22 protein-coding genes are annotated in these 21,366 nt (G+C 66.7%); 7 read left to right on the top strand and 15 right to left on the bottom strand.

What is annotated here, in order from left to right:
• Nucleotides 1-16: 16 nt before the first annotated feature.
• Complete coding sequence (locus ASF32_RS03300; RefSeq protein WP_056423649.1) at nucleotides 17-1,711, bottom strand: LysM peptidoglycan-binding domain-containing protein; 1,695 nt, start codon at nucleotides 1,709-1,711, stop codon at nucleotides 17-19.
• A 214-nt stretch (nucleotides 1,712-1,925) separates the two neighbouring features.
• Between ASF32_RS03300 and ASF32_RS03295 the strand changes: the two genes are divergently transcribed.
• On the top strand, nucleotides 1,926-2,522 hold the full coding sequence (locus tag ASF32_RS03295; RefSeq protein ID WP_056423647.1) for a TIGR00730 family Rossman fold protein: 597 nt from the start codon (nucleotides 1,926-1,928) through the stop codon (nucleotides 2,520-2,522).
• 57 nt (nucleotides 2,523-2,579) lie between these two features.
• On the opposite strand, the gene ASF32_RS03290 is transcribed toward ASF32_RS03295, so the two are convergent.
• The 5 genes from ASF32_RS03290 to dctP form a co-directional block, all read right to left on the bottom strand.
• Nucleotides 2,580-2,897, bottom strand: a complete 318-nt coding sequence (locus ASF32_RS03290; protein ID WP_056423646.1) for a BrnA antitoxin family protein — start codon at nucleotides 2,895-2,897, stop codon at nucleotides 2,580-2,582.
• 16 nt (nucleotides 2,898-2,913) lie between these two features.
• A complete protein-coding gene (locus tag ASF32_RS03285) occupies nucleotides 2,914-3,174 on the bottom strand; it encodes a BrnT family toxin (RefSeq protein WP_056423644.1) in 261 nt (86 codons plus the stop codon).
• Nucleotides 3,175-3,305: 131 nt separating this feature from the next.
• Nucleotides 3,306-4,658, bottom strand: a complete 1,353-nt coding sequence (locus ASF32_RS03280; protein WP_056423642.1) for a TRAP transporter large permease — start codon at nucleotides 4,656-4,658, stop codon at nucleotides 3,306-3,308.
• A complete protein-coding gene (locus tag ASF32_RS03275; RefSeq protein WP_056423640.1) occupies nucleotides 4,655-5,299 on the bottom strand; it encodes a TRAP transporter small permease in 645 nt (214 codons plus the stop codon). Before ASF32_RS03275 ends, ASF32_RS03280 begins: the two co-directional genes overlap by 4 nt.
• On the bottom strand, nucleotides 5,296-6,315 hold the full coding sequence (gene dctP, locus ASF32_RS03270) for a TRAP transporter substrate-binding protein DctP (RefSeq protein ID WP_056423638.1): 1,020 nt from the start codon (nucleotides 6,313-6,315) through the stop codon (nucleotides 5,296-5,298). Before dctP ends, ASF32_RS03275 begins: the two co-directional genes overlap by 4 nt.
• 166 nt (nucleotides 6,316-6,481) lie before the next feature.
• On the opposite strand from dctP, the gene ASF32_RS03265 reads away from it, so the two are divergent.
• Together ASF32_RS03265 and ASF32_RS03260 are read left to right on the top strand one after the other, a co-directional pair.
• Entirely contained in the window at nucleotides 6,482-7,138 is a 657-nt protein-coding gene (locus tag ASF32_RS03265; protein ID WP_056423636.1) for a GntR family transcriptional regulator, read from the top strand.
• A gap of 128 nt (nucleotides 7,139-7,266) precedes the next feature.
• Nucleotides 7,267-8,943 carry a methyl-accepting chemotaxis protein gene (locus ASF32_RS03260; RefSeq protein WP_056423635.1) on the top strand — a complete coding sequence of 559 codons (1,677 nt, stop codon included), beginning with the start codon at nucleotides 7,267-7,269 and terminating at the stop codon, nucleotides 8,941-8,943.
• 105 nt (nucleotides 8,944-9,048) lie between these two features.
• Here the strand turns inward: ASF32_RS03260 and ASF32_RS03255 are convergent, their stop codons facing one another.
• The 3 genes from ASF32_RS03255 to ASF32_RS03245 all read right to left on the bottom strand — a co-directional run bounded on the left by ASF32_RS03255 (nucleotide 9,049) and on the right by ASF32_RS03245 (nucleotide 12,344).
• Nucleotides 9,049-9,723 (bottom strand): GntR family transcriptional regulator, encoded by a 675-nt coding sequence (locus ASF32_RS03255; protein WP_056423634.1) that lies wholly within the window; start codon nucleotides 9,721-9,723, stop codon nucleotides 9,049-9,051.
• A gap of 143 nt (nucleotides 9,724-9,866) precedes the next feature.
• Complete coding sequence (zwf, locus tag ASF32_RS03250; protein ID WP_056423632.1) at nucleotides 9,867-11,345, bottom strand: glucose-6-phosphate dehydrogenase; 1,479 nt, start codon at nucleotides 11,343-11,345, stop codon at nucleotides 9,867-9,869.
• A 168-nt stretch (nucleotides 11,346-11,513) separates the two neighbouring features.
• A complete protein-coding gene (locus ASF32_RS03245; RefSeq protein WP_056423630.1) occupies nucleotides 11,514-12,344 on the bottom strand; it encodes an SDR family NAD(P)-dependent oxidoreductase in 831 nt (276 codons plus the stop codon).
• Between the two features lie 144 nt (nucleotides 12,345-12,488).
• Between ASF32_RS03245 and ASF32_RS03240 the strand changes: the two genes are divergently transcribed.
• Nucleotides 12,489-14,015, top strand: a complete 1,527-nt coding sequence (locus ASF32_RS03240) for a L,D-transpeptidase family protein (RefSeq protein ID WP_056423627.1) — start codon at nucleotides 12,489-12,491, stop codon at nucleotides 14,013-14,015.
• Nucleotides 14,016-14,020: 5 nt separating this feature from the next.
• Here ASF32_RS03240 and ASF32_RS03235 read toward each other — a convergent pair whose 3' ends face one another.
• From ASF32_RS03235 to ASF32_RS03225, 3 genes are all read right to left on the bottom strand, one after another.
• A complete protein-coding gene (locus tag ASF32_RS03235; RefSeq protein WP_056423625.1) occupies nucleotides 14,021-14,395 on the bottom strand; it encodes a VOC family protein in 375 nt (124 codons plus the stop codon).
• A gap of 206 nt (nucleotides 14,396-14,601) precedes the next feature.
• Nucleotides 14,602-14,964, bottom strand: a complete 363-nt coding sequence (locus ASF32_RS03230) for a hypothetical protein (protein ID WP_018045358.1) — start codon at nucleotides 14,962-14,964, stop codon at nucleotides 14,602-14,604.
• Nucleotides 14,965-15,149: 185 nt separating this feature from the next.
• Complete coding sequence (locus ASF32_RS03225; protein ID WP_056423623.1) at nucleotides 15,150-16,202, bottom strand: alpha/beta hydrolase; 1,053 nt, start codon at nucleotides 16,200-16,202, stop codon at nucleotides 15,150-15,152.
• A gap of 217 nt (nucleotides 16,203-16,419) precedes the next feature.
• Between ASF32_RS03225 and meaB the strand changes: the two genes are divergently transcribed.
• The 3 genes from meaB to ASF32_RS03210 all read left to right on the top strand — a co-directional run bounded on the left by meaB (nucleotide 16,420) and on the right by ASF32_RS03210 (nucleotide 18,513).
• A complete protein-coding gene (gene meaB / locus ASF32_RS03220) occupies nucleotides 16,420-17,412 on the top strand; it encodes a methylmalonyl Co-A mutase-associated GTPase MeaB (RefSeq protein WP_056423616.1) in 993 nt (330 codons plus the stop codon).
• Nucleotides 17,409-18,041, top strand: a complete 633-nt coding sequence (locus ASF32_RS03215; RefSeq protein ID WP_056423614.1) for a peptidase C15 — start codon at nucleotides 17,409-17,411, stop codon at nucleotides 18,039-18,041. The genes meaB and ASF32_RS03215 overlap by 4 nt, the downstream gene beginning before the upstream one ends.
• A gap of 127 nt (nucleotides 18,042-18,168) precedes the next feature.
• Nucleotides 18,169-18,513 (top strand): CsbD family protein, encoded by a 345-nt coding sequence (locus tag ASF32_RS03210; protein WP_056423612.1) that lies wholly within the window; start codon nucleotides 18,169-18,171, stop codon nucleotides 18,511-18,513.
• 64 nt (nucleotides 18,514-18,577) lie between these two features.
• Here ASF32_RS03210 and ASF32_RS03205 read toward each other — a convergent pair whose 3' ends face one another.
• From ASF32_RS03205 to ASF32_RS03195, 3 genes are read right to left on the bottom strand one after another with little or no spacing between them, the layout of a single operon-like run.
• On the bottom strand, nucleotides 18,578-19,363 hold the full coding sequence (locus ASF32_RS03205) for a 3-hydroxybutyrate dehydrogenase (RefSeq protein WP_056423611.1): 786 nt from the start codon (nucleotides 19,361-19,363) through the stop codon (nucleotides 18,578-18,580).
• Nucleotides 19,364-19,389: 26 nt separating this feature from the next.
• Nucleotides 19,390-20,133, bottom strand: coding sequence for an acetoacetate decarboxylase (locus ASF32_RS03200; protein ID WP_056423609.1), 744 nt, complete (start codon nucleotides 20,131-20,133; stop codon nucleotides 19,390-19,392).
• 38 nt (nucleotides 20,134-20,171) lie between these two features.
• Nucleotides 20,172-21,308: a patatin-like phospholipase family protein gene (locus tag ASF32_RS03195; protein WP_056423605.1), complete on the bottom strand. Its 1,137-nt coding sequence runs from the start codon at nucleotides 21,306-21,308 to the stop codon at nucleotides 20,172-20,174.
• Nucleotides 21,309-21,366: the final 58 nt, after the last annotated feature.

The following is a 21,366-nucleotide window of genomic DNA, read 5'->3' as shown; positions in this document are numbered from 1 at the left end:
GGTACCGCGCCTCGTCTCAGCTACGACGCTTGTCCTCAGGCAGAGTCGACGCGCTCTCGGACGGCACGACGAAGATCTGGCCGGGATAGATCAGATCGGGATTACGGATCTGCGGCTGGTTGGCGTCGAAGATCACCGTGTATCGGGTCCCTCTTCCATAGACGCGCCGACTGATCTGCCAGAGGCTGTCGCCGCGCGTGATCCGAGCCGTGTTGATCTCCGGCACGAACACATTCTGCGGCGCGGCCGAGGGCTGGCTCGCCGGGGCCTGAGCAGATGTCGCGCCAGCCTCGCCGGTGGTGGGTCCCGGCTGCGACCGGCCGATCGTCATCGGAGACGCAGGCGCGCTCGGCGTGGCATCCTGCGGCGCCCCCTGAGCCAGACGCTCGGACGGGGATGGAAGGGTCCCGTATCCCTGGGCTCCGGCGAACTTGGCATGCGTCCTCGCCGCCAGCGCCGCGCTTGGCAAGGGCTTGTTCGGAAGAGCGGGTGGCGTCAGGGCCGCCACGCCGTTGGCCGGCGCCTCCTGCCCGATGCCGAGAGCGGGCTTTGCCGCGTTCGGCATGGCGAAGCCGACCTCGGACCGGTTCTTCACCTTGCCGGAGACCGGATCGACCTGATCGATGCGGATCCGATAATCCCCGGGGGCGACGCCGCGCCCGATCGTGAACGAGACACGTCCGTCGGCGCCGACACTGCCGGGGGCGATCAGCGTGTCGTTGATGTAGAGGCGCACGGTGGCACCGGCCGGCGCTTGTCCGGTCACGAAAAGGCGGCCGCCCTCCTCCGCATCGACGCTGACGACCTTGACCGGCACGGCATCCGGCTTGGCCGTTTCAGGCCTGGCATCTTCAGGCTTGCCAGCGTCAGGCTTGCCACTATCAGACTTGTCACTCCCAGACTTGGCGCTGTCGGTTCGGCCCGCGAGAGCCTTGCCGACGCTCCCCTTTGCGGCATCGGCGGAAGCCCGGCCCGCAGCGCCGGCCGGGGCCGGATCGGTGTCCTTCCGTACATTCCGCGCCACCTTGGCCGAAGCCGCATCCGTCGGACGATCCGGCTGCGACAGGACGACGGTAGGTTTGTCGGGCGAAGTCAGAGCGATGAGCGGTTTGGTGGTGCGGTCGGCGGACACCACAACCATGACGGTTTCCCGCGCCTGACGACCTTGTCCGTCGGCCCCGATGGAACTCAGTGTGATCTCGCTGCTACCGGCGGGGAGCGCAGGCGGGACGATGGCAAACTGGCCGGACGGGTCGATGAGCGCACGGGCAATCGGATGGTTGTCGCGTAGCATCTCGACCGTAGTGTTGGGCGTTCCGCGACCGGCGATCACGGTCTCGCCTGTCGGCTCGACGCGAATGATATCGAAGGTCGGGGCCTGCGCCTGGTCCTGCGCGGCGGATGGATTGCCCGTCTGTCCGGTGGCGCCCCGCCCCCCCGACGGCGACTTTCCCGGCGTCGTCGAAGCCCCCTCCTCGCGGCGCACGGGCGGCGTCACCGGCGAGCCGGCGGCCGCGGGCGATTCGGCCGCTCGCGATTCCGGCGTGCTGGTCTCATTCGACCGGGGCAGCGCCGCCGCAGCCACGGGCTGCTTGTCGCCCTGAACGCGCTTGACCATCTCGCCCGCGCCGAACAGCACGACGACCAGGGCGAATCCGGCCAGCAGGCCGCCGCCCGCGAGAATCAGGCCTCGCCGCCATTCCGCCGTCATGGCACCGCTCTCCTCAAATCCATCGACTTTGCGGCAGATAACATCGCCGGGTTTCGACTCTGGCTGTCGACAAAGCGTCGATTGATGGCGACATACTAGCCGACATGATCTCAACACCAAATCGCGCTTCCCCCCGAAAGGCGGGATCATTCACGAAATCAGCAGTTTGGCCCCTGGGCGGTGCCTGTCTGCCCCTCACCGTGGGAGGCTCGGCATGGCCGCGGTGAAGAATGTCTGCGTCTATTGCGGCTCGGGCTTCGGCGGCGATCCGGCCTTCGCCGAGGCCGCGGCGACGCTTGGCCGCGCCCTGGCGGATGCCGGGCTCGGCCTCGTCTATGGCGGCGGCAATGTCGGGCTGATGGGCACAGTCGCGCAGGCAGTGCTCGATGCCGGCGGCCATGTCACCGGCATCATCCCCGACTTCCTGAAATCGCGCGAGCGGATGCTCGACGACATCCAGGAGACGATCGTCGTCGGCGACATGCATACCCGCAAGCGCCTGATGTTCGAGCGGTCGGACGCCTTCGTGGCGCTGCCGGGCGGCATCGGAACCCTCGAGGAACTCGTGGAACAGCTGACCTGGGCGCAGCTCGGCCGGCACAAGAAGCCGATCCTGCTGCTCTCGATCGCCGATTTCTGGACACCCCTGCTGACGCTCCTCGACCATATGCGCGACCAGGGCTTCATCCGCGAGGGGCTGGAGCTGAACTACCTCGTGGCTAAAGACGCCGCCGAGGTCATCGGCCTGCTGCGCACCGAATCGACGGAGACCTCGCCGGAGGCGGAGGCTTTCGTGACCGAGCGGTTCTGACGGCTGAGCCACGCAGGTCGGGGGCCTTGATCCAAATCGGCATTTCGGCTCGAGGTTCTAATCCTTGGCGGCTTCGCGCAGCATCGCCTGTCGCAGGATCGCATTGAGCTTGGTCTGATAGCCGCGGCCGCCGGCTTTCAGCCAAGCCAGGACGTCGGCATCGACCCGTGTGGTAAGCTGCATTTTGATCGGTCGGTAGAACGGGTTGCGGACGGCACCCGCGAAGAAGGTCTCCGTGAGCGGTGGGATATCAGACCGGTCGATATCGTCATCCGGCAAGGCGGCCAGCGCTTCGATTTCGGCTCTCTCCGCAGCGGTGAGAGCCGGCGGATGATGAGGATCGAATTCATATCCGACGTGATCGTTATTGCTCATAGAACCTCCGTTCCCGTCAATCCGCCACCCGGGCCGAGATGATCCGGATTGTCTCCGAACCGTCCTCCTCGTCCGTGACGGTGCATGCGACCGCCAGAACCAGCAATCCGTCGACGAGACCGACCGTCAACCAGCGGCGCTCGCCGCCTTCGATCCGATCCTGCTCCATGAGCGCGTATGGATCGGCGAAGACGCGCGTGGCGATCGCGAAGGTGACGCGGTGCTTTCTGAGATTGCTCGCGGCTTTGACCGGGTCCCAGATGAAACGCAGCATCACCGCCTCGGTGTAACGACACTATTGTAATTACATCGAGGCGTCAGGTCGAGATGAACCAGCCTGTTCCGGACGCCGAAAGGCGGTCCGGACTGTTAGGGTCCGAACCGCCCGTCGCCGACCGCTCTGAATTCCTACCGCGTCGTCGGCAACAGCCAGTTCGGGAGCCACATGGCGATCCCGGGGACGAGGCAGAGGATCAGGATCGCCACGGCCATCAGGATCACGAAGGGCAGCGTGCCCCAGATGATGTCTTTCAGCGGGATGTCGGGGGCGATGTTCTTGATGACGAAGATGTTGAGGCCCACCGGCGGGTGGATCAGCCCCATCTCCATGGTGATGGTCATCACCACGCCGAACCAGACGAGGTCGAACCCGGCGGCCTTCAGCGGCGGCAGGATGATCGGCGCGGTCATCAGGATGATCGAGACCGGCGGCAGGAAGAAGCCGAGCAGGATCACGAGGCCGAGGATCGTCACCAACAGCACCCATTTGGACAGCTGCATCGCCACGATGGCGGCCGCCGCCGATTGGGAGATGTGCAGGTAGCTCATCACGTAGGCGTAGAGGAGCGACATGCCGATGATGAGCATCAGCATGGTCGATTCCCGCAGGGTCGCGGCGAGGATCGGATTCACGTCTTTCGGGCGCCAGACGCCGTAGATGATGGCGATGAGCCCAAGGGCCAGCAGGCCACCGAGGCCCGCCGTCTCGGAGGGCGTGGCATAGCCGCCATAGAGCGCCACCATCACGCCGGTGAGCAGGATCACGAAGGGCAGCACGCGCGGCAGCGTCGAGAAGCGCTGGCGCATGCTGTAGGTGTCCTCGGCCAGGATGGCCGAGGCGGTGCCGTGACGCTCATAGGCGTCTTTCGCGGCGGCGTATTCCGAGCGGAAGCGATAGACCGACCAGGCGGCGAACAGCCCGACCAGGAGCATGCCCGGCCCGATGCCGGCGAGGAACAGGCGTCCGAGCGACTGCTCGGCGGCTACAGCGTAGAGGATCATGGTGATGGAGGGCGGCAGCAGGATGCCGAGGGTACCGCCCGCCGCGATGATGCCGGCGGCGAAGCCCGGCGAGTAGCCGCGCTTCCTCATCTCCGGGATGCCCGCCGAGCCGATGGCCGAGCAGGTGGCGGGCGAGGATCCCGCCATGGCGGCGAAGAGCGCGCAGGCGAAGACGTTGGCGATGCCGAGGCCGCCCGGAATCTTGTGCATCCAGGCATGCATGGCCGAGTAGAGGTCCTGGCCCGCCCGGCTACGGCCGATGGCTGCGCCTTTCAGGATGAAGAGCGGGATCGACAGGAGGGTGATGGAGGCCATCTCCTCGTAGACGTTCTGCGCCACCGTATCGAGGGAGGCGCCGGGCATGAAGAAGAACATGAAGGCCAGCGCCACGAAGCCGAGCGCGAAGGCGATGGGAATGCCGGCGAGCATCGCGCTGAGCGTGGCGCCCGCATAGAGGAAGCCGATGGCCGCGACGCTCATGGGTGGGTGCCCGTCTTGAGGGAAGGTGCATTGAGATCGGCGCCGAGGCCGACCTTCGGATTGGCCCAGCCGGCCGCGCGCGGGCCGTAGGTCAGCGCCTCGATGATCTGCAATAGGAATTGCAGGCCGAGGAAGGTCATCCCCACCGCCATCAGCGCGTAGGGAATCCACAGGGGCGGGCCCCAGGAGGATTGCGAAACCTGGCCGTCTACCCAGGCCTCGTGCAGCAGGGTCCAGCTCTTCCAGGCGAAGAACGTGACGAACACGATGCTAATGATGTCGGCCATCAACAGGCGGGCGCGGTTCACACGGGGCGAGAGCAGGCCGCTCAGGGCCTCAATCGCCACGTGGCCGCGCTTGGCCTGCACGGCGGCGGCGGAGAAGAAGGTGGCCCCCACGATGAGGAACACCGCCATCTCGTCCTGCCAGTCGGTGGGCTCGTGCAGGGCGTAGCGCACGACCACGCTGTAGCTGAGCACGAGGCAGGCACAGACCAGGGCAATGCCGCCGAGCAGCATGATCACCCGGTTGATGGCCTTCATCCCCCTGTCGAGATGCCCGAGAATCCCGGGAATCCGGGGTTCGGGCGCGGCCGTGGCGGTCTCGGAAGCGGCCGAGGCCGCGTCGAAGGCGTGGCTCACGAGACCTGCTCCGCCAGCTTGAGGAGCTCGGCGCAGCTCGCGGACTTGCCCGCGAAGTCCTTCCAGGCGGTCTCGCGGGCGATGTCGCGCCACTGACCGAGGGTCTTCTCGTCGAGGTTCTGAACCTTGGCCCCGGCCTTGGTGAAGATCTCCTCGACCTTGGTGTCGTCCGCCTTGGCGCCGGCTTGGCCGAAGGGTTCGAGTTCGGCTCCGATCGCCATGATGAGATCCTGCTGGTCCTTGGGCAGGCGGTCGAACGCGATCTTCGACATCATGATCGGCTCGAGCATGAACCAGTAGGAGCGCTCGCGACCCGAGGTGAGAGACTTCGACAGTTCCTCCAGGCGGAACGAGATCAGGCTGGTGGAGGAGGTGATGACCGCATCGCAGGCGCCGGTCTGCATGGCGGCGTAGGATTCGCTCGACGGGATCGACAGGGTGGCCGCACCCGCCTGCTTCATCATCAGGTCCATTTCACGCGAGCCGCCGCGCACCTTGAGGCCCTTGGCATCCGCGGGCGCGTAAAGGGGACGCTCGCGGCTGGCGACGCCGCCCGATTGCCAGACCCACGACACGAGGAGGATGCCCTTCGAATCGAGGATCTCGGTGATCTTCCGGCCGACCGGCGCCTTCTTCCAGGCGATGGCCTGCTCGTAGGAACTCACCAGCGCCGGCATCAGGCCGATATTCATCTCGGCCACCTCGCCGCCCGCGTAAGGTGACGGGTAGAGCGACAGGTCGAGCGCGCCTTTGCGCATGGCACCGAACTGGGCGTTCGTCTTCATCAGGGACGAGCCCGGATAGACCTGCACCTCCAGCGCGCCCTTCGACCGCTCGGCCAGCATGGCGGCGAACTTCCGGCACATGCGATCGCGGAAATCGCCCTCATCGATCGTGCCGCCGGGGAACTGGTGGGAGAGCTTCAGTGTGGTGGCCGCCTGTGCCTTCAACCCCATCGACAGGATGGCGGGGGCGGCGAGGCCGGATGCGACGAGGGCGCGGCGTGTCAACGTCATGGCGTCTCTCCCATGCGGACCTTTGCGGTCTCGCTGTATTGCGGCGCAACATTTATACTGCAACGCCCATTCGATATACCAGCGAACTATGTCTTGTATATTTTGTCAACGCCCATGAATAATAGCGAATGCGAATTTCGATTGGAAACGCAAGGATAGAATCGCTATGAGCCGATCGCTCAGCCTCCGGCAGACGATCGAGACGGAGATCGTGGATGGCCGGTTGGCCCTCGGCTCACGCCTCGATGAAACCGAGCTTGCAGAGCGCTTCGGAGTCTCGCGCACGCCGATCCGTGAGGCTCTGCTGCAACTCGCGATGACCGGCCTCGTGGAGATCAAGCCGCGCCGGGGTGCCATCGTGAGCGCCCCCGATCCTGAGTTGCTCATCGCCATGTTCGAGACGATGGCAGAAATCGAGGCCTCATGCGGCCGGCTCGCCGCGCGCCGGCTGATTCCGGCCGACGAGAAGGCCCTGAAACAGGCTCTCGCAGCCTGTGCCGTAGCAGCGGCGGATGGCGACCCCGAGACCTACTACCAAGAGAACTACGTCTTCCATACAGTGATTTATCGGGCCTGCCGCAACGACTTCCTGTGCGAGCAGGCGCGGCTCCTGCACCGGCGCCTGACCCCGTTCCGCCGGATGCAGTTGCGAGCGCGCCACAGGCTCGGGCAATCCCTCGCCGAGCACGAAGCTATCGTCGCCGCCATCGTCGCCGGCGACGAGATCGCAGCGGCGGACCGACTGCGTGCGCACGTCATCGTGCAGGGTGACCGCTTTTCCGATCTAGTGGTCAATCTGCGCTCGATCAACAACGCAGCGTGAGATCGGCCTGATGACAACAGTCGATGTCTCTCATGAGGCTTTCGGGCGGGGGCAAAATAATCATTAGGGATTGCCCCCCATGGTTACGGCGCTCTTGCACAGACTCGCTCGTTACCCTGGACCGTTTCATGCGCCCCTCCATCAAGACAACGCTCATCGGCCTCTTCACCGCGCTCGCCATCATTACGACGGTGCAGGGTGTGGTTGCCTTGCGGAAGCTCGACGCCATCGGTGGCCGTATCGAATTGCTGGCCTCGAACGCGCTCCCCTCCGTCGATGCGGCCCATAGCCTGAGCGCGCTGGTCATGCGGACCCGCCTTTGGCAGTTCCGGTATCTGATGGCGGATGACGAGTCCGAGCGTGCCCTGAGCATCAAGAACGTCGGCGACATGATTCAAAACGCCGAGAAGGGCAGAGCAGCCTATCTTCCGCTCATCAGCTCGCCATCGGAACAGGCGTTGTTCGAGGACTTCTCCGCCAAATGGCAGGTCCTGCAGAAGGGTTGGAACGCCCTGCTCGAGATCGATACCAGCCAGCGCGCGTCGCTGACCGAGCGCTTTCGCGGCCCGATGAATGCCGAGTACCTCGCCGCGACCGCCGCCGCGCGCAAGCTCGTAGAGCTCAATGGGCAGGCCGGGACCGCCGCGAGCGTGGCGGCGCGCGAAGAACAGGCCGAGGCGGTCCTCACCACACGGACGATGCTCGCCATTTCCGTCGCCATGGCGCTGGCCGCCATGGCGTTCGCTCTCCTCGGCGTGTCACGTCCCATCGAGCGGATCACGGCGGCTATGCGTCGGCTGGCCTCCGGCGAGACCGATGTGGCGATCCCCGGTATCGGGCGGACCGACGAGATCGGCGCGATGGCCGGTACCCTCGACACGTTCCGGGACAATCTGGTGCGGACCCGTATCCTGGAAGCCGAAACCGCGCAGGCCCGTGCTGATTCAGAGACCCAGCGCAAGATCGCCGCCCTCGCGTTGGCCGATGGTTTCGAGAATGCGGTCGGCGATATCCTGACCCGCGTCTCGGCGGCGGCGACCCAGTTGCGCGCGACCTCCCAGAGCATGTCGGGCACGGCGACGCAGACCGCGCAGCAATCGGTGTCCGTGGCGGCAGCGGCGGAGCAGGCGGGCACCAACGTCACCATGGTGGCGGCGGCGGCCGAGGAGCTCGGCTCGTCCGTCATGGAGATCGGCCGTCAGGTCGATGGCTCCACTAGCTTGGCTCACCGTGCGGTGGAGGATGCGACGCGGACAGGTGCACAGATGAAGGATCTGAGCGATGCGGCCGCAAAGATCGGCGACGTCGTCGCGATGATCGCCACCATCGCGGGCCAGACCAACCTCCTCGCGTTGAACGCCACCATCGAGGCCGCGCGCGCCGGTGAGGCGGGCCGAGGCTTCGCCGTCGTGGCGGCGGAGGTCAAGGAACTCGCCAACCAGACCGCGCGGGCGACAGACGAGATCGGCAGCCAGATCAGCCGGATCCAGGGCTCCACCGGTCAGGCCGTCACGGCCATCGAGACCATCACGGCCCGCATCCGCGAGATCAGCACCGTTGCGACGTCGATCGCTGCGGCAGTCGAGGAGCAGGGTGCGGCGACGCAGGAAATCGTGCGCAACATCAACCAGGCCGCGGAGGGGACCGGCGAGGTGACGACCACCATCGCGGGCGTGGCGGGCGCCGCCGAGGAGACGGGCGCCGCGGCCTCCCAGGTCCTGGCTTCGGCCTCCGAACTCTCGCGCGAATCGGAGCATCTCAACGCGGAAGTGGCTCAGTTCCTCGCAACGATCCGCGCGGCCTGAGCAGCACCGCCCAACGTCGTTACGCCACGGCGTCCCGGGCCCCGGATAGAGGACCTTCGGGATTGCCCATCGCGGAATGCCGGGGTGATACCAAGTCCCGGTCCTTCACTCGCCGGCGCCGAAATTCTCGGCGATGACCGGGGTCTTCGAGCGGATATGGTCGCGCATGACCGTGGCCAGCGCCTCGCCATCGCGGGCGTGGAGCAGCGCGATCATCCGCTCATGCTCGGAGACGGCCCGACTCCATTGCTCGGCGGTTTGGTGGACAGCGTAGCGCGATCGCTGAATGCGGCCGGACAGGCTCGCATAGATGGTGCCCAGCACCGAGTTGCGGCTGGCCGCCATGATCGCCTCGTGGATCGCGCGGTTGAGCCGGAAATACGTGGCTTCCTCGCCGTCCTTCCAGGCCTTGACCATGTCGTGATGGTCCTGCTCGATGGCGGCGATCTCGTCGTCGCCGATCGTGCGGCAGGCGAGATCGGCGGCCGTCGCCTCGAGTCCGGCGATGACCTCGATCATCTCCTCGATTTCGGCCTGAGACAGGCTGGCCACCCGGGCGCCCCGGTTCGGCAGCAATTCGAGCAGCCCCTCGGTGGCGAGGATCTTGATCGCTTCGCGAAGCGGTGTGCGCGAGATGCCGAACCGCTCGGTAAGCTCGCTTTCATTCACCCGCGCGCGCGGTTCGAGCTCTCCCGACTGAATCAGATCCCGCATCCGGTCCACGACTTCGTCATGGAGGTAGCGACGATTGATCCCGATCGCCGAGTCGAGCTTTTCCATGGGGGCGTAGGTCTTGATGTTGGAGGGGCGATACTCTCCAGACGTGTAGGCGTCGGGCAACGGCCTGTCGAGGGAGTGCCCGATTAGTTGTTTTTATTGGCCTCACACAAATAACTTCTCTCCTGTGTGCAGCCTCCCTCCGGTCAGTGCACCTCCTCGTGCCAGGTCCGTCCATCCCGCTCGATCAGCGCGATGGCGGCGGTGGGCCCCCAGCTGCCGGCCGGATAGGCGCGGGGCGGCTCGGGCCGATCGGCCCAGGCCTTCAGCAGCGAATCGGCCCAGGCCCAGGCCACCTCCACCTCGTCGCGGCGCATGAACAGGGTGGCGTTGCCGCGCACCACGTCCATCAAGAGGCGCTCGTAGGCATCGGGATAGCGCTGCTTGAAGGTCTCTTCGAACGAGATGTCGAGATTGGTGGGGCGCAGCCGCATGCCGCCCGGACCGGGGTCCTTCGTCATCACTTCCAGCTTGATCCCCTCCTCCGGCTGAAGCCGGATGACGAGGCGGTTGGGCTCGCGCCCGAACGATTCGGCCGGGAAGATCGAGAAGGGAGAGGCGCGGAACTGCACCACGATTTCGGAGAGCTTCTGGGGCAGGCGCTTGCCCGTGCGGATGTAGAACGGCACGCCCGCCCAGCGCCAGGACTGCACCTCCAGCTTCAGAGCGACGAAGGTCTCCGTGCGGCTCTCCGTCTCGCCGCCGAGATCGGCGCGGTAACCCTGGACCGGCTTGCCGTCCACTGCGCCGGCCGCGTACTGGCCGCGCACGGTGACGGACTGGACATCGTGGGGCGTGATCGGCTTCAGCGCACGCAGCACTTTCAGCTTCTCGTCCCGTACCGAGTTGGCATCGAGTGTGAGCGGGCTCTCCATCGCCATCAGGCAGAGGAGCTGCAGCAGGTGGTTCTGCACCATGTCGCGCAGCGCGCCCGACGTGTCGTAATAGCCGGCCCGGCCCTCGACACCCACCGTCTCGCCCACGGTGATCTGCACGTGATCGATGACGTCCGCTGTCCAGAGACGCTCGAAGATCGTGTTGGCGAAGCGCAGGGCCAATAGGTTCTGCACCGTCTCCTTGCCGAGGTAATGGTCGATGCGGAAGATCTGCTCTTCGGGGAAGACCTCGCCGACCGCGTCATTGATGGCGCGGGCCGATTTCAGATCCTTGCCGATCGGCTTCTCCAGCACCACCCGCGATTTTTCGCCGATGAGGCCATGGACGGACAGGTTACGGCAGATGGAGCCGTAGAGGTCGGGCGAGGTGGCAAGATAATACGGCCGGACCTGGTCCGGCCGCTCCGCGAGCTTGGCGGCGAGATCCTCCCAGCCGTCGTCGCCGGCCCCGTCCACGGCCACGTAATCGAGGTGATCGAGGAAGGCGCCGAGCTTGTCCTCGACGAGATCTCGGGCCGGGACGAAGCGCTTGAGCGCATCGCGTGCGCGCTCGCGAAAGGCATCGGCGCTCATCTCCGAGCGCGATGCGCCGATGATGCGGCTGGTGCCGGGGATCTGGCCGTCCTTGTAGCGGTAGTACAGGGCCGGCAACAGCTTGCGCGTGGTCAGATCGCCGGTGGCGCCGAACACGACGCAATCGAAGGAAGCGACTGGGATGATGGTGGCCAAAGGGCGGCTCCCGTTCTGATATCCCCGATGACGGGGCTGTTGCCGTGGATCGCGTTCGTGAGGACCGACATCCGTCCCGTACCATGCAAGGCACCCGCCATAGCCGGGACCAAGCGCACGCCCAAGCTTCAACAGGCCAATCGGCCGATAAAAGGGCCGAGCTCCCGCTCAGCCCATATGGCGCTTGAAGGCATCCGCGTAATCGGGGTGCCAGCGCGAGAGCGCGGGCCGGTTCTCGATCACGTCGCCCGCCGTCCAGGCGATGCGACGTTCATCCTGGGCGCGGGTGGTCTCGTTGTCGGGGCAGAGGATGTAGAAGTCCCCGTGCCCCATCGCTTCGATCATGAACTCCACCGTCTGCTCCGGTGTCCAGGCGGCGTCGGGCTTCTCGGCCACGCCCCGCGCCCTGGTGAGGCCGGTATAGACGAAGCCCGGAATGAGGAGATGCACGCTGACCTTGGCCCCGTCGCGCCCGCGCAGGTCGTGAGCCAGGGCCTCGGCGACCACTTTCACGCCCGCCTTCGAGACATTGTAGGGCGTGTTGCCCGGCGGCGTGGTGATCCCCTGTTTCGAGCCGGTGACGATGATCGCGCCGGGTGCGCTCGCCTCGGCCATGGCGGGCGCGAAGGCCTGGATACCGTTGACCACGCCCCAGAGGTTGGTGTCGAGGATGCGCCGCCACGTCGCCTCGTCCGAGAAGAGGCGGCCGCCCGCTTCGATGCCGGCATTGAGCATGACGATGGCGGGTGGCCCGCCCGCCGCCTCGCGCAAGGCCTCCACGTCCTCGCGCCGGCCGACATCGGTGGGGCACGCCACAACCTGAGCGCCCGTCGCCGCAATCTCCGCACGCGCCGTCTCCAGCGTCTCGCCGGGCAGGTCGGCGAGGACGATCCTCATGCCCGAGGCGGCGAACCGCTTGGCGGCGGCGAGGCCGATGCCGCTCGCGGCCCCCGTCACGACGGCCGTGCCGCCACTCCGGATCGCGGGATGATGAATCATGGCCTGACCTCCTCGACGTTTCGGATTGGCCTGGAGGTAGGGCGAGGCGTCCCGATTTGTCAGGGCCTGCGGATGGGAATGGGTGGGAACTTGGTAACCATCCGGCCCGCATGATCCGGACCTCTCTGCTCACGAGGGTTGCCTGTGTCGTCGCGTTGCGTCGTGTTCCCGTCGATCCTGCGTGCCGGCCTGTCGCCGCTCGCGCTGATGCTGTGCCTCACAGGAGTTCGAGCCGAACCGGCTCCATCCCTTCCGGAGGCCCCACCCGCCACCGCCAAGCCTGCTGCCAGGGCCGAGTCCAGCCCGAAAACCGATGCGGCCCCGAAATCCGCACAAACATCGGGGAACGCGGCCCCGCAATCCGCCCCGCTGGCTCAGGGAGCGGAGCCGGCTCCGGCGGCGCCGAAGAAATCCCGGGAACTCCCTCCCCTCGTGGTGGCGCGGGTCTCTGACGATCCGGTGCCGACGCTTGCCCCCTCGACCTTCCTCGATACGTTCCGCATGGCGGAGCGCTACCAGGCCATCGTCGATGCCGGCGGCTGGGGCACGCTGCCCGCCGATCTGACGATCAAGCCGGGTGCCCGCGACCCGAACATCCCTGCACTCCGACAGCACCTCGTGCTCACCGGGGACCTGCCGGCCGGCGTGCCGAGTTCGGACCTGCTCGACCCCGTCCTCGTTTCGGCGGTGAAGGCGTTCCAGGCCCGCCACGGCCTGCCCGAGACCGGCATGATCGGCCGCCAGACAGTGACCGCCCTCAACGTGCCGGCGGCGACCCGCCAGCGCCAGCTCTCGGCCTCGGCCGCGCGGCAAATCGGCTCCAACTTTCCTTATGGCGACCGTTACGTGGTGGTGAACATTCCCTCCGCCGCCGTGGAGGCGGTGGAGAACGGCGTCGTCGTGCGCCGCTACGTGGCCGTGGTCGGCAAGCCCGACAAGGCGACGCCGAGGATCGAGGCGCGCATCACCGACGTGAACCTCAACCCGACCTGGACCCTGCCGGTCTCCATCATCAAGAAGGAGATCATCCCCAAGATGCGGAAAGACCCGGGCTATCTCGCCCGCGAGCGGATCCGCATCCTCGGCCCCGGCGGCGTCGAGGTCGATCCGACGACGATCGACTGGGCGGGCGAGAAGGCGGCGAATTACACGCTTCGCCAGGATTCGGGCCTCGATAATTCCCTCGGTCAGGTCCGCATCGACATGCCGAACAAGCAGGCGGTCTACATGCACGACACGCCGTCGAAATCGCTGTTCGCCCGCGAGGTGCGGTTCCACTCGCACGGCTGCGTGCGGGTGGCTCAGGTGAAGGAACTGGCGGGCTGGCTGCTGGAGGGTACGCCCGGCCCCAACGGCCCCGGCTCGACCTGGGGACCGATGGAGATCGAGGCCAACATCGCCACCAACGAGCGGGTCGACATCAAGCTGCCGAAACAGATCCCGGTGACCTTCGTGTATCTCACCGGCTACGCCACGCCGGATGGTCGCGCCCATTTCCGCGACGACATCTACGGCATCGACTCGCCAGCGGTACCGATGCGGGATGCGGTCATCACGGGCTCCATTACGCCGAAGAAGACGGCGCCGGTGGCACCCGCCAAGGCCATGGGCGACGCGCCGGTCCCGCCCGGCAGGATACCCACCCAGGCGGCGCGACCGGCCGCGAACTGATCGGATCAGCCGCGCTGCAGCAGCTCGATCCGAACCCCGTCCGGCCCATCGAGGAAGGCGGTGCGAAGCCCGGGGCGGACATCGGTGATGTCGATGACGAAGGCGACGCCGCGACGCTTCAGATCGGCGACCGTGCCGTCGAGGTCGTCGACCGCCAAGCCGATATGCTCGATACCCCGGTTAGGCGGCGTGGCAGAAGGGCCGGCTTCGGGTGCATGCTCGATGAAGAGGGTGAGCCCACCGAGGTCGAGGACGACGCGGGTCACGGTGGCGCCGCCGTCACGGGTGAGCTCGCGGGCGCCGAAGGTCTCCACGTAGAAACCGGCGGCCGACACCGCGTCCTGACTGCGAAGATGGAGGTGTTCGAAGCGGAAAGTCATGCGGTCCTCACTCTGTGCCGGGACTCGTCGCAGGCATCGAGCCCATGCTGTGTTCGAGACCTTGCCCGATCCCGGCGGATGCCCCAGCGGCTCAGGGATAGCTCGCAGAAGCCGCCGTCAACGGCTGGCAGGGGAGATCGCGATACAAGGCCCCGCCCGTGTCCGGGCGAGGCGGTCGGCGTGAGATGATCCTGCGGGATCAGGCCTTAGGAATCGAGGCCGGCATCCTCGTCGATATCCACGAGGAACACGATATCGGCGTCGTCTTCGCCGTCCTCGTCTTCGTCCTCATCGGGCTCTTCGGCGCTCTTGGCATGACGCATGTCGGGCTCGAACGGAGCGTCTTCCTCCGAATCGTCCTCGGCCAGAGCATCCTCGAAGATTTCGATCTCGTCCTCGGTGGCGGGACGGATCTTGAGCTCGGAGGTGCCGTTCCACAGCACCTTGCCGTCGCTCTTCATCGCCTGGATGTCTTCCTTGAAGCCGTCGCAGGTGAACAGGTCGCGAGCGGTTTCCTCGGTCCCGTTGATGACCGCGATGGCCACGCCATCGATATCGAGAGTGAACATCGCACAATCCTCGTTCTGGGCGCGCCGGAAGGCGGCCGCGTCGGTGTGGGAATCGTCAGCCCGACAGCCGCTCGTGTAGGGGCGAACGGGGCCGAGGCCAAGACCTCAAGCCAAGACCTCAAGCCAAGACCTCAAGCCAAGACCTTACACCAAGACCTCTCGCGTTGTCCGGGGCGGTGCTGCGCTCAGGCTCCACCGGCCGCCCGGCCGATCGCGCGCTTGACCACGCCCTGCACCTCGGGATTCGACAGGAACAAGTCGTGGTTGATGAGGCCGCCGCCGTAATCGGACGCATCCGCCACCCTTACGCCCAGGGCCTCCAGCCGCTCGCGGTCGGCCGCGCCCGCACGGACGACGCCGCCCGCGATGGCACCGGAGAGTTCCAGTGCGCGGTCGTTGGTCGAAGAGATCACCGTGATCTTCGAGACGTCCGGCCCCATTCGCTCCACCGCGCCGGTGAACAGGTCGATGTCGATATCGGGCGCCGCGAGGACGATGGCGCCGATCCGCGCCATCGCCGCCTCGCCGGCCTCGGCACGCAGCATACGGATGGTCTCCAGGGTCAGGAGAGTTCCCATGGAATGGGCAACGATGTTGATGCGCCCCCCGCTCGGTGAACTCGCCAGCGACTTCAGCAGGTCCTCGAACGCATCGCGTGACCACAGAGCGCTCTCGCGGTCGTAACCGTAATCGAAGGTGGCGGCCGCCGACGGCCAGGTGAACAGGCCCGATGCGCCCCTAAAATGTATGCCGTCGGAGAGTCGGGCTGCGCTGACTGCCGCCGAAGCGAAGCTCTCTCGGTAGCCGTGGACATAAATCAGCACGTCTCGCCCGAAGGCCGCCTGGGTGAAAGCCGCCGCCGCGCCCGCCCCGGTCTCCACCTGCGGCACGGCGGTCACCGCCCAATCGCCAGACACCACGGAGGAGACCTTGCCGATGAGCGACCGGTCCGGCGCTGAGAGGCGCACCTCGGCAAAGCTCAGGCCGCGGCCGCGCTCGGAACTGAAATACGGGCTCTTGGGCGGGTTGCCCACGGGCTTGCGCGTCGTTGCCACCAGCAGGATCGGGCTGACGTCGAGATTCGACTGGCGCTCGGGACCCGTCCCACCGGTGACGAGCCCGTCGGCGACGCAGCCGGCGAGGCCCGGCGTCAGGCTGGCAGCGCCCATGAGCGCGGCGGCGCGGAACAGCGAGCGGCGGGTCGGCAGGGATGCCCCAACAAGGTGGTTTCGGATCATGGCGTACTGACGGCCTCGTGACGGCCCGGCGCTTCAAGTCCCGGCCCCTCCTCCTACCGTGTCGGTGACGATCGTGACCATGGCAGGGCATGAGCGTGGCGGGGGCCGATGTGAATAGCGGGCAGAGGCCGGCCTGTGGCCGGTCGGGTACAGGCCGGCCAGCTCAAGGGGCACGTGCCCCCTCGACGAAACCGAGCCGGCCCGGCATGAAGGGCTCATGGCGCTTCCTCCCTCTCTCGACATCGACTCCCTGCGCGAACGGCTGCTCGCGGGCGACCGCGCGGCCCTGGCACGCGCGATCACGCTAGCGGAATCGAAACGGGCCGATCATCGCGCCGCAGCGCGCAGCCTCATCGATTCGGTGCTTCCCCAGACCGGCACGGCGATCCGGGTCGGCATCACGGGGGTGCCAGGGGTCGGCAAGTCCACCACGATCGACAATCTCGGCGCCAACCTCACCGCCGCCGGCCACAAGGTAGCGGTGCTGGCGGTCGACCCCTCTTCCAGCCGCACCGGCGGGTCGATCCTCGGCGACAAGACCCGGATGGCCCAGCTGGCGCTCGACCCGAACGCCTTCATCCGCCCCTCCCCCTCATCGGGCACCCTCGGCGGCGTCGCGGCCAAGACCCGCGAAACCATGCTTCTCTGCGAGGCCGCGGGATTCGACGTGATCCTGGTGGAGACGGTGGGCGTCGGCCAGTCGGAGACGGCGGTGGCCGACCTCACCGACTTCTTCCTCGTGCTGATGCTGCCCGGCGCCGGCGACGAGTTGCAGGGCATCAAGAAGGGCATTCTCGAACTTGCCGACATGATCGCGGTCAACAAGGCCGACGATGGCGAGGGCGAGCGCAGGGCCAACGCGGCAGCCGGCGAATACCGGGCGGCGCTCCATATCCTCAGCGCTCCGAGTTCGACCTGGACCCCGCCGGTGGTGACCATTTCCGGCCTCAACAACAAGCGTCTCGACGCCATGTGGGACAAGGTGGTCGACCACCGCAACAAGCTGACCGCCACAGGCGAAATCGCCAAGAAGCGCCGCGCTCAGGACGTGAAGTGGATGTGGGCCCTCGTCCACGAACGCCTGCACCAGCGGCTCGTCGGTTCGCCGGAAGTGCGCAAGCAGACGGCCGAGGCGGAAGCCGGCGTGGCGCGAGGCGAATCCTCCCCGGCCGCCGGCGCGGAGGCCATCGCTACCCTGATCGGGCTGTGACGCGGGGGCACCTCCTCGTCACCGGGTTCGGCCCCTTCCCCGGCATGCCGCGCAACCCGAGCGAGACGCTCGCTCGGCGGGTCGGACATCTCGGCCGGCATGGCATCGCCGGGATCCCGGTGCGCACGCTCATCCTGCGCACCGCCTATGTGGCTCTTTCCGAGTCGTTGAAGCCGGCCCTCGCCCAGAGCCCGGCCGCCGTGCTGATGATCGGCGTCGCCGGCCGCGCCAAACGGGTTCGCGTCGAGGCTCGCGCCCTCAACCGGGCAAGCCGGCTGTTTCGCGATGCATCGGGGCGGATTCCGACCACCCTGCGGCTCGACCGTCAGGGACCGACGCAGCGCGAAGCCCCCATCGCGGCCCGCGCCCTCGTCTGCCTGAAACGGCAGGGGATTTCGGCGATCCCATCCCGGAATGCTGGCCGCTACCTGTGCAACGCCAGTTACTTCCAGGCGCTGGCCGAGCCCTGCCCGGTTCTGTTCCTCCACATCCCACCCGTCCGGGCGGCATGGCGGCGATCCGCGTCGCCCGCGCGAAAACGGCGCGATCCCCTGGCGGTCCTTCCCAGGGCGGTATCCGAGGTGGGGCGTCTGCTGCTCATCGAAGCACGGGAGCGACACACCCCGTAAACCGCTCGCTCAAGAAAGTTGTCTTGCGATGGTGCGCTTGGCCGGTTCGCACGTTCTGTGACCATCGGATGCGGGCGCCACCTTGGGAGCGCCGCTCACGCATCTGCGATTCTGAAGGAGTTGACCCATGGTTGATACGGATCGAGTCGTCGGGACGGCCAAGGACCTCGGCGGCCGCGTGCAGAGCGCCGTCGGCGATGCCGTCGGATCGTCGCGGACCTCGGCGGAAGGCCGCTACCGCGAGGCGGAGGGTCGCGCCCAGGAGGTCTACGGTCAGGCCAAGGACACCCTTCGCGACGTGGCCGGCAACGTCTCCGACTATGCCGGCGACGCCTATGACCGCGGCGGCAGCTACGTTCGCGATGGCGCCCGCGCCGTGGAGAGCCGTGTCGAAGAGAACCCGCTCATCGCCCTCGTGATCGCCGGAGCCGTCGGATACGGCCTCGCCCTGCTCCTGCACGGCCGCCGCTGAACACCAGATTCGCTTGAAACGAGCCCGTCCCGTCGTGCCGACGGGGCGGGCTTTTCGCTGCGCGCTACTGCGCGGTCCAACCGCCATCCATGGGGATATTGGCGCCGGTGATCTGGCTCGCACCGTCGCTGCACAGGAACACGGCGAGGGCCGCCACCTGCTCCACCGTGACGAACTGCTTGGTCGGCTGGGCCGCCAGCAGTACGTCGTTCATGACCTGCTCCTTGGTCATGCCCCGTGCCTTCATCGTGTCGGGGATCTGCGCCTCCACCAGCGGCGTCCAAACATAGCCTGGCGAGATACAGTTCACGGTGATGCCATGGGTGGCGAGTTCGAGGGCGGCGGTCTTGGTCAGGCCGGCGATGCCGTGCTTGGCCGAAACGTAGGCCGACTTGAACGGTGAGGCCACGAGGGAATGGGCCGAAGCGGTGTTGATGATGCGGCCCCATCCCCGCGCCTTCATTCCGGGGATGGCGTATCGCATGGTGTAGAAGGCCGAGGAGAGGTTGAGCGCGATGATCTGCTCCCATTTCTCGGGCGGGAAATCCTCGATCGGCGAGACGAACTGGACGCCGGCATTGTTCACGAGCACGTCGACCGAGCCGAATGTGTCCTCGCCAAGGCGGATCAATCCCTCGATCTCGCCGGGCTTCGTCAGGTCGGCCGGGGAATAGGCCGCCTTCACGCCGAAATCGGTCTCGATCCCGGCGCGCTCCTTCTCGATATCCTCGGGCTTGCCGAAGCCGTTGATGACGACGTTGGCGCCCTCCTTGGCGAAGGCGCGGGCATAGGCGAGGCCGATGCCGCTGGTGGACCCCGTGACGATGGCGGTCTTGGATGTCAGGATCATGGAAGCCTCTCGGGTCATCTGGGCGATCAGGCGAGATAGTCGTGCAGCACCTGCCCGTAGGGCAAGGTGAAGTCGACGATCATGTGCCGGCCGCCGACGATGCGCTTCACCGGCAGGTCGGCGACCCGACAATTCACGTGCGGGATCAGGTCGAGGCGCGCCTCGCCGTCCCAGGCACCGTGAACGGTGATGTTCTCCAAGCGATAGCCGACGAGTTGGGCCACTTTCGGCGCGCCGGTCACGTCGGGAAGGAGCTTGAGGTTGACGTTGAGGCGGCCGAGGCCGGCCTTCACCGTGTCGAGCTCGTTCTCCAGGCTCTTGTGCTTGTAGGTCATGGTGCCCATCGCAACGCGCTCCTCGTCGTAATGGAGCGTGCCGGTGAGCGTGTCCTTCATAACCTTGAGGCGAGGCACGCCCCATTTCTTCGGGAAGCCCCAGATCTCGCGGCCAGCGGTGATCGGCGGCTCGTCGTCGAGATACATCTGGATCGAGAAGTTGCAGGCCTCGCCGTTATAGGTGGCGACGGCGCCCGATCCGCTCTCCTCGTAATCGCCGAACCCGGAGGAATCCGGCATCTTCATCCACTCGTAATAGACGAGGTTCTCGGGGTGGGGCTCCAGCGGCTCGGGCAGCGCCCGGCGCAGGGCCTCGGCATCGGTCTCGTAGGTGATGATGAGGTATTCGCGCCTGAGGAACCGATACGGCCCGCGCGGATAGCTCGGACTGAAGGCGGGCATCGAGGGAACTTGCAGGATCTCGTCACGGGTCATGGCGTATGGGCCTCCGGGATGAAGCGGTCGGGATGACGTCAGTCGCGGGCGTCCCGCGTCAGGTCGAACACGGCTACGCCGGTTTCGTCGTGCACTCGGTCGCACCAGGCTGGAGAGCGCAGAGAGCGGCGCATGTCACCGGCACCCGCCGCCCAATGCTCCAGCATGGTGGCGCGAGAGAACTCGTAATCCTTCGAGTTTCCCTCATAGGCTTTCCGCCGGTAGATCAGCTGCATCACGGTCGTGAAATTGGCGTGGGAGACCTGGCGCAGGTAGGCGACGTCCTCGTCGCTCATCAGCTCGGGCGGCAGCTTCTCGGCCAGCCGTCGGAACGCGGCTTTCGCACGGCGGGCTTCGAGGTTCTTGTCGGTGTTGAGCCGCGTGCGGCTCGAGAAGCGGATGTCTTTCTCGCGCTCGGCCGATTCGACCAGGGTGCGGGGCATCGGCCCGCGCGCGGCGAAGAGATCGACCTGATAGACCACGAGGTCACGGCTGCGCTCCTCGTCGAGGATGTATTGCAGCGGCGTGTTCGAGACGATGCCGCCGTCCCAATATTGCTCGCCGTCGATGGTCACCGGCGGGAAACCCGGCGGCAATGCCCCCGACGCCATGATGTGCTCGGGCGTGATGCGGTCGCAGCGATTGTCGAAATAAACGAAATTGCCGGTGCGCACGTTGACGGCTCCGATGCTGAGCCGGGTGCGCCCCTCGTTGATGAGGTCGAAATCAACCAGCCGCTCCAGCGTCGCCCTGAGCGGAGCGGTGTCGTAATAGCTCAGCGCCTCCGGGGCGCCGGGCGGATAGAACGTCGCCGGGGGAACGCGTGGCGTGAAGAAACCGGGGACGCCGAAAGTGGCGATCCAGTTGGCGCTGGCCTCGTTGAAGGCCGCACGCGCCTTCTCGCCGGGAAACCAGGGTGAGCCCATCACGCCGGACGAGACCTGCTCCCAGAACGCCCTCAGCCGCTCGACGCGGCGCTCGGGCGGATTACCGACGATCAGGGCCGCGTTGATCGCGCCGATGGAGATGCCCGCCACCCAGTCGGGCAGGATGTTCTCGGCCGCCAGCGTCTCGTAGATGCCGGCCTGGTAGGAGCCGAGTGCGCCACCGCCCTGGAGTACGAGGACGTGGGATTCGCCGCTGAGAAACGCTGTCACGGGCGCGGACCTCTCCATAGCGTCCCAGACGCCATACACACAGGCTGGAGAGTGGACGCCGAACGATGACGGCACC

Source organism: Methylobacterium sp. Leaf91 (assembly GCF_001422815.1).
Classification (GTDB): Bacteria; Pseudomonadota; Alphaproteobacteria; order Rhizobiales; family Beijerinckiaceae; genus Methylobacterium.
This window is presented reverse-complemented; position numbering and strand designations above follow the sequence as displayed.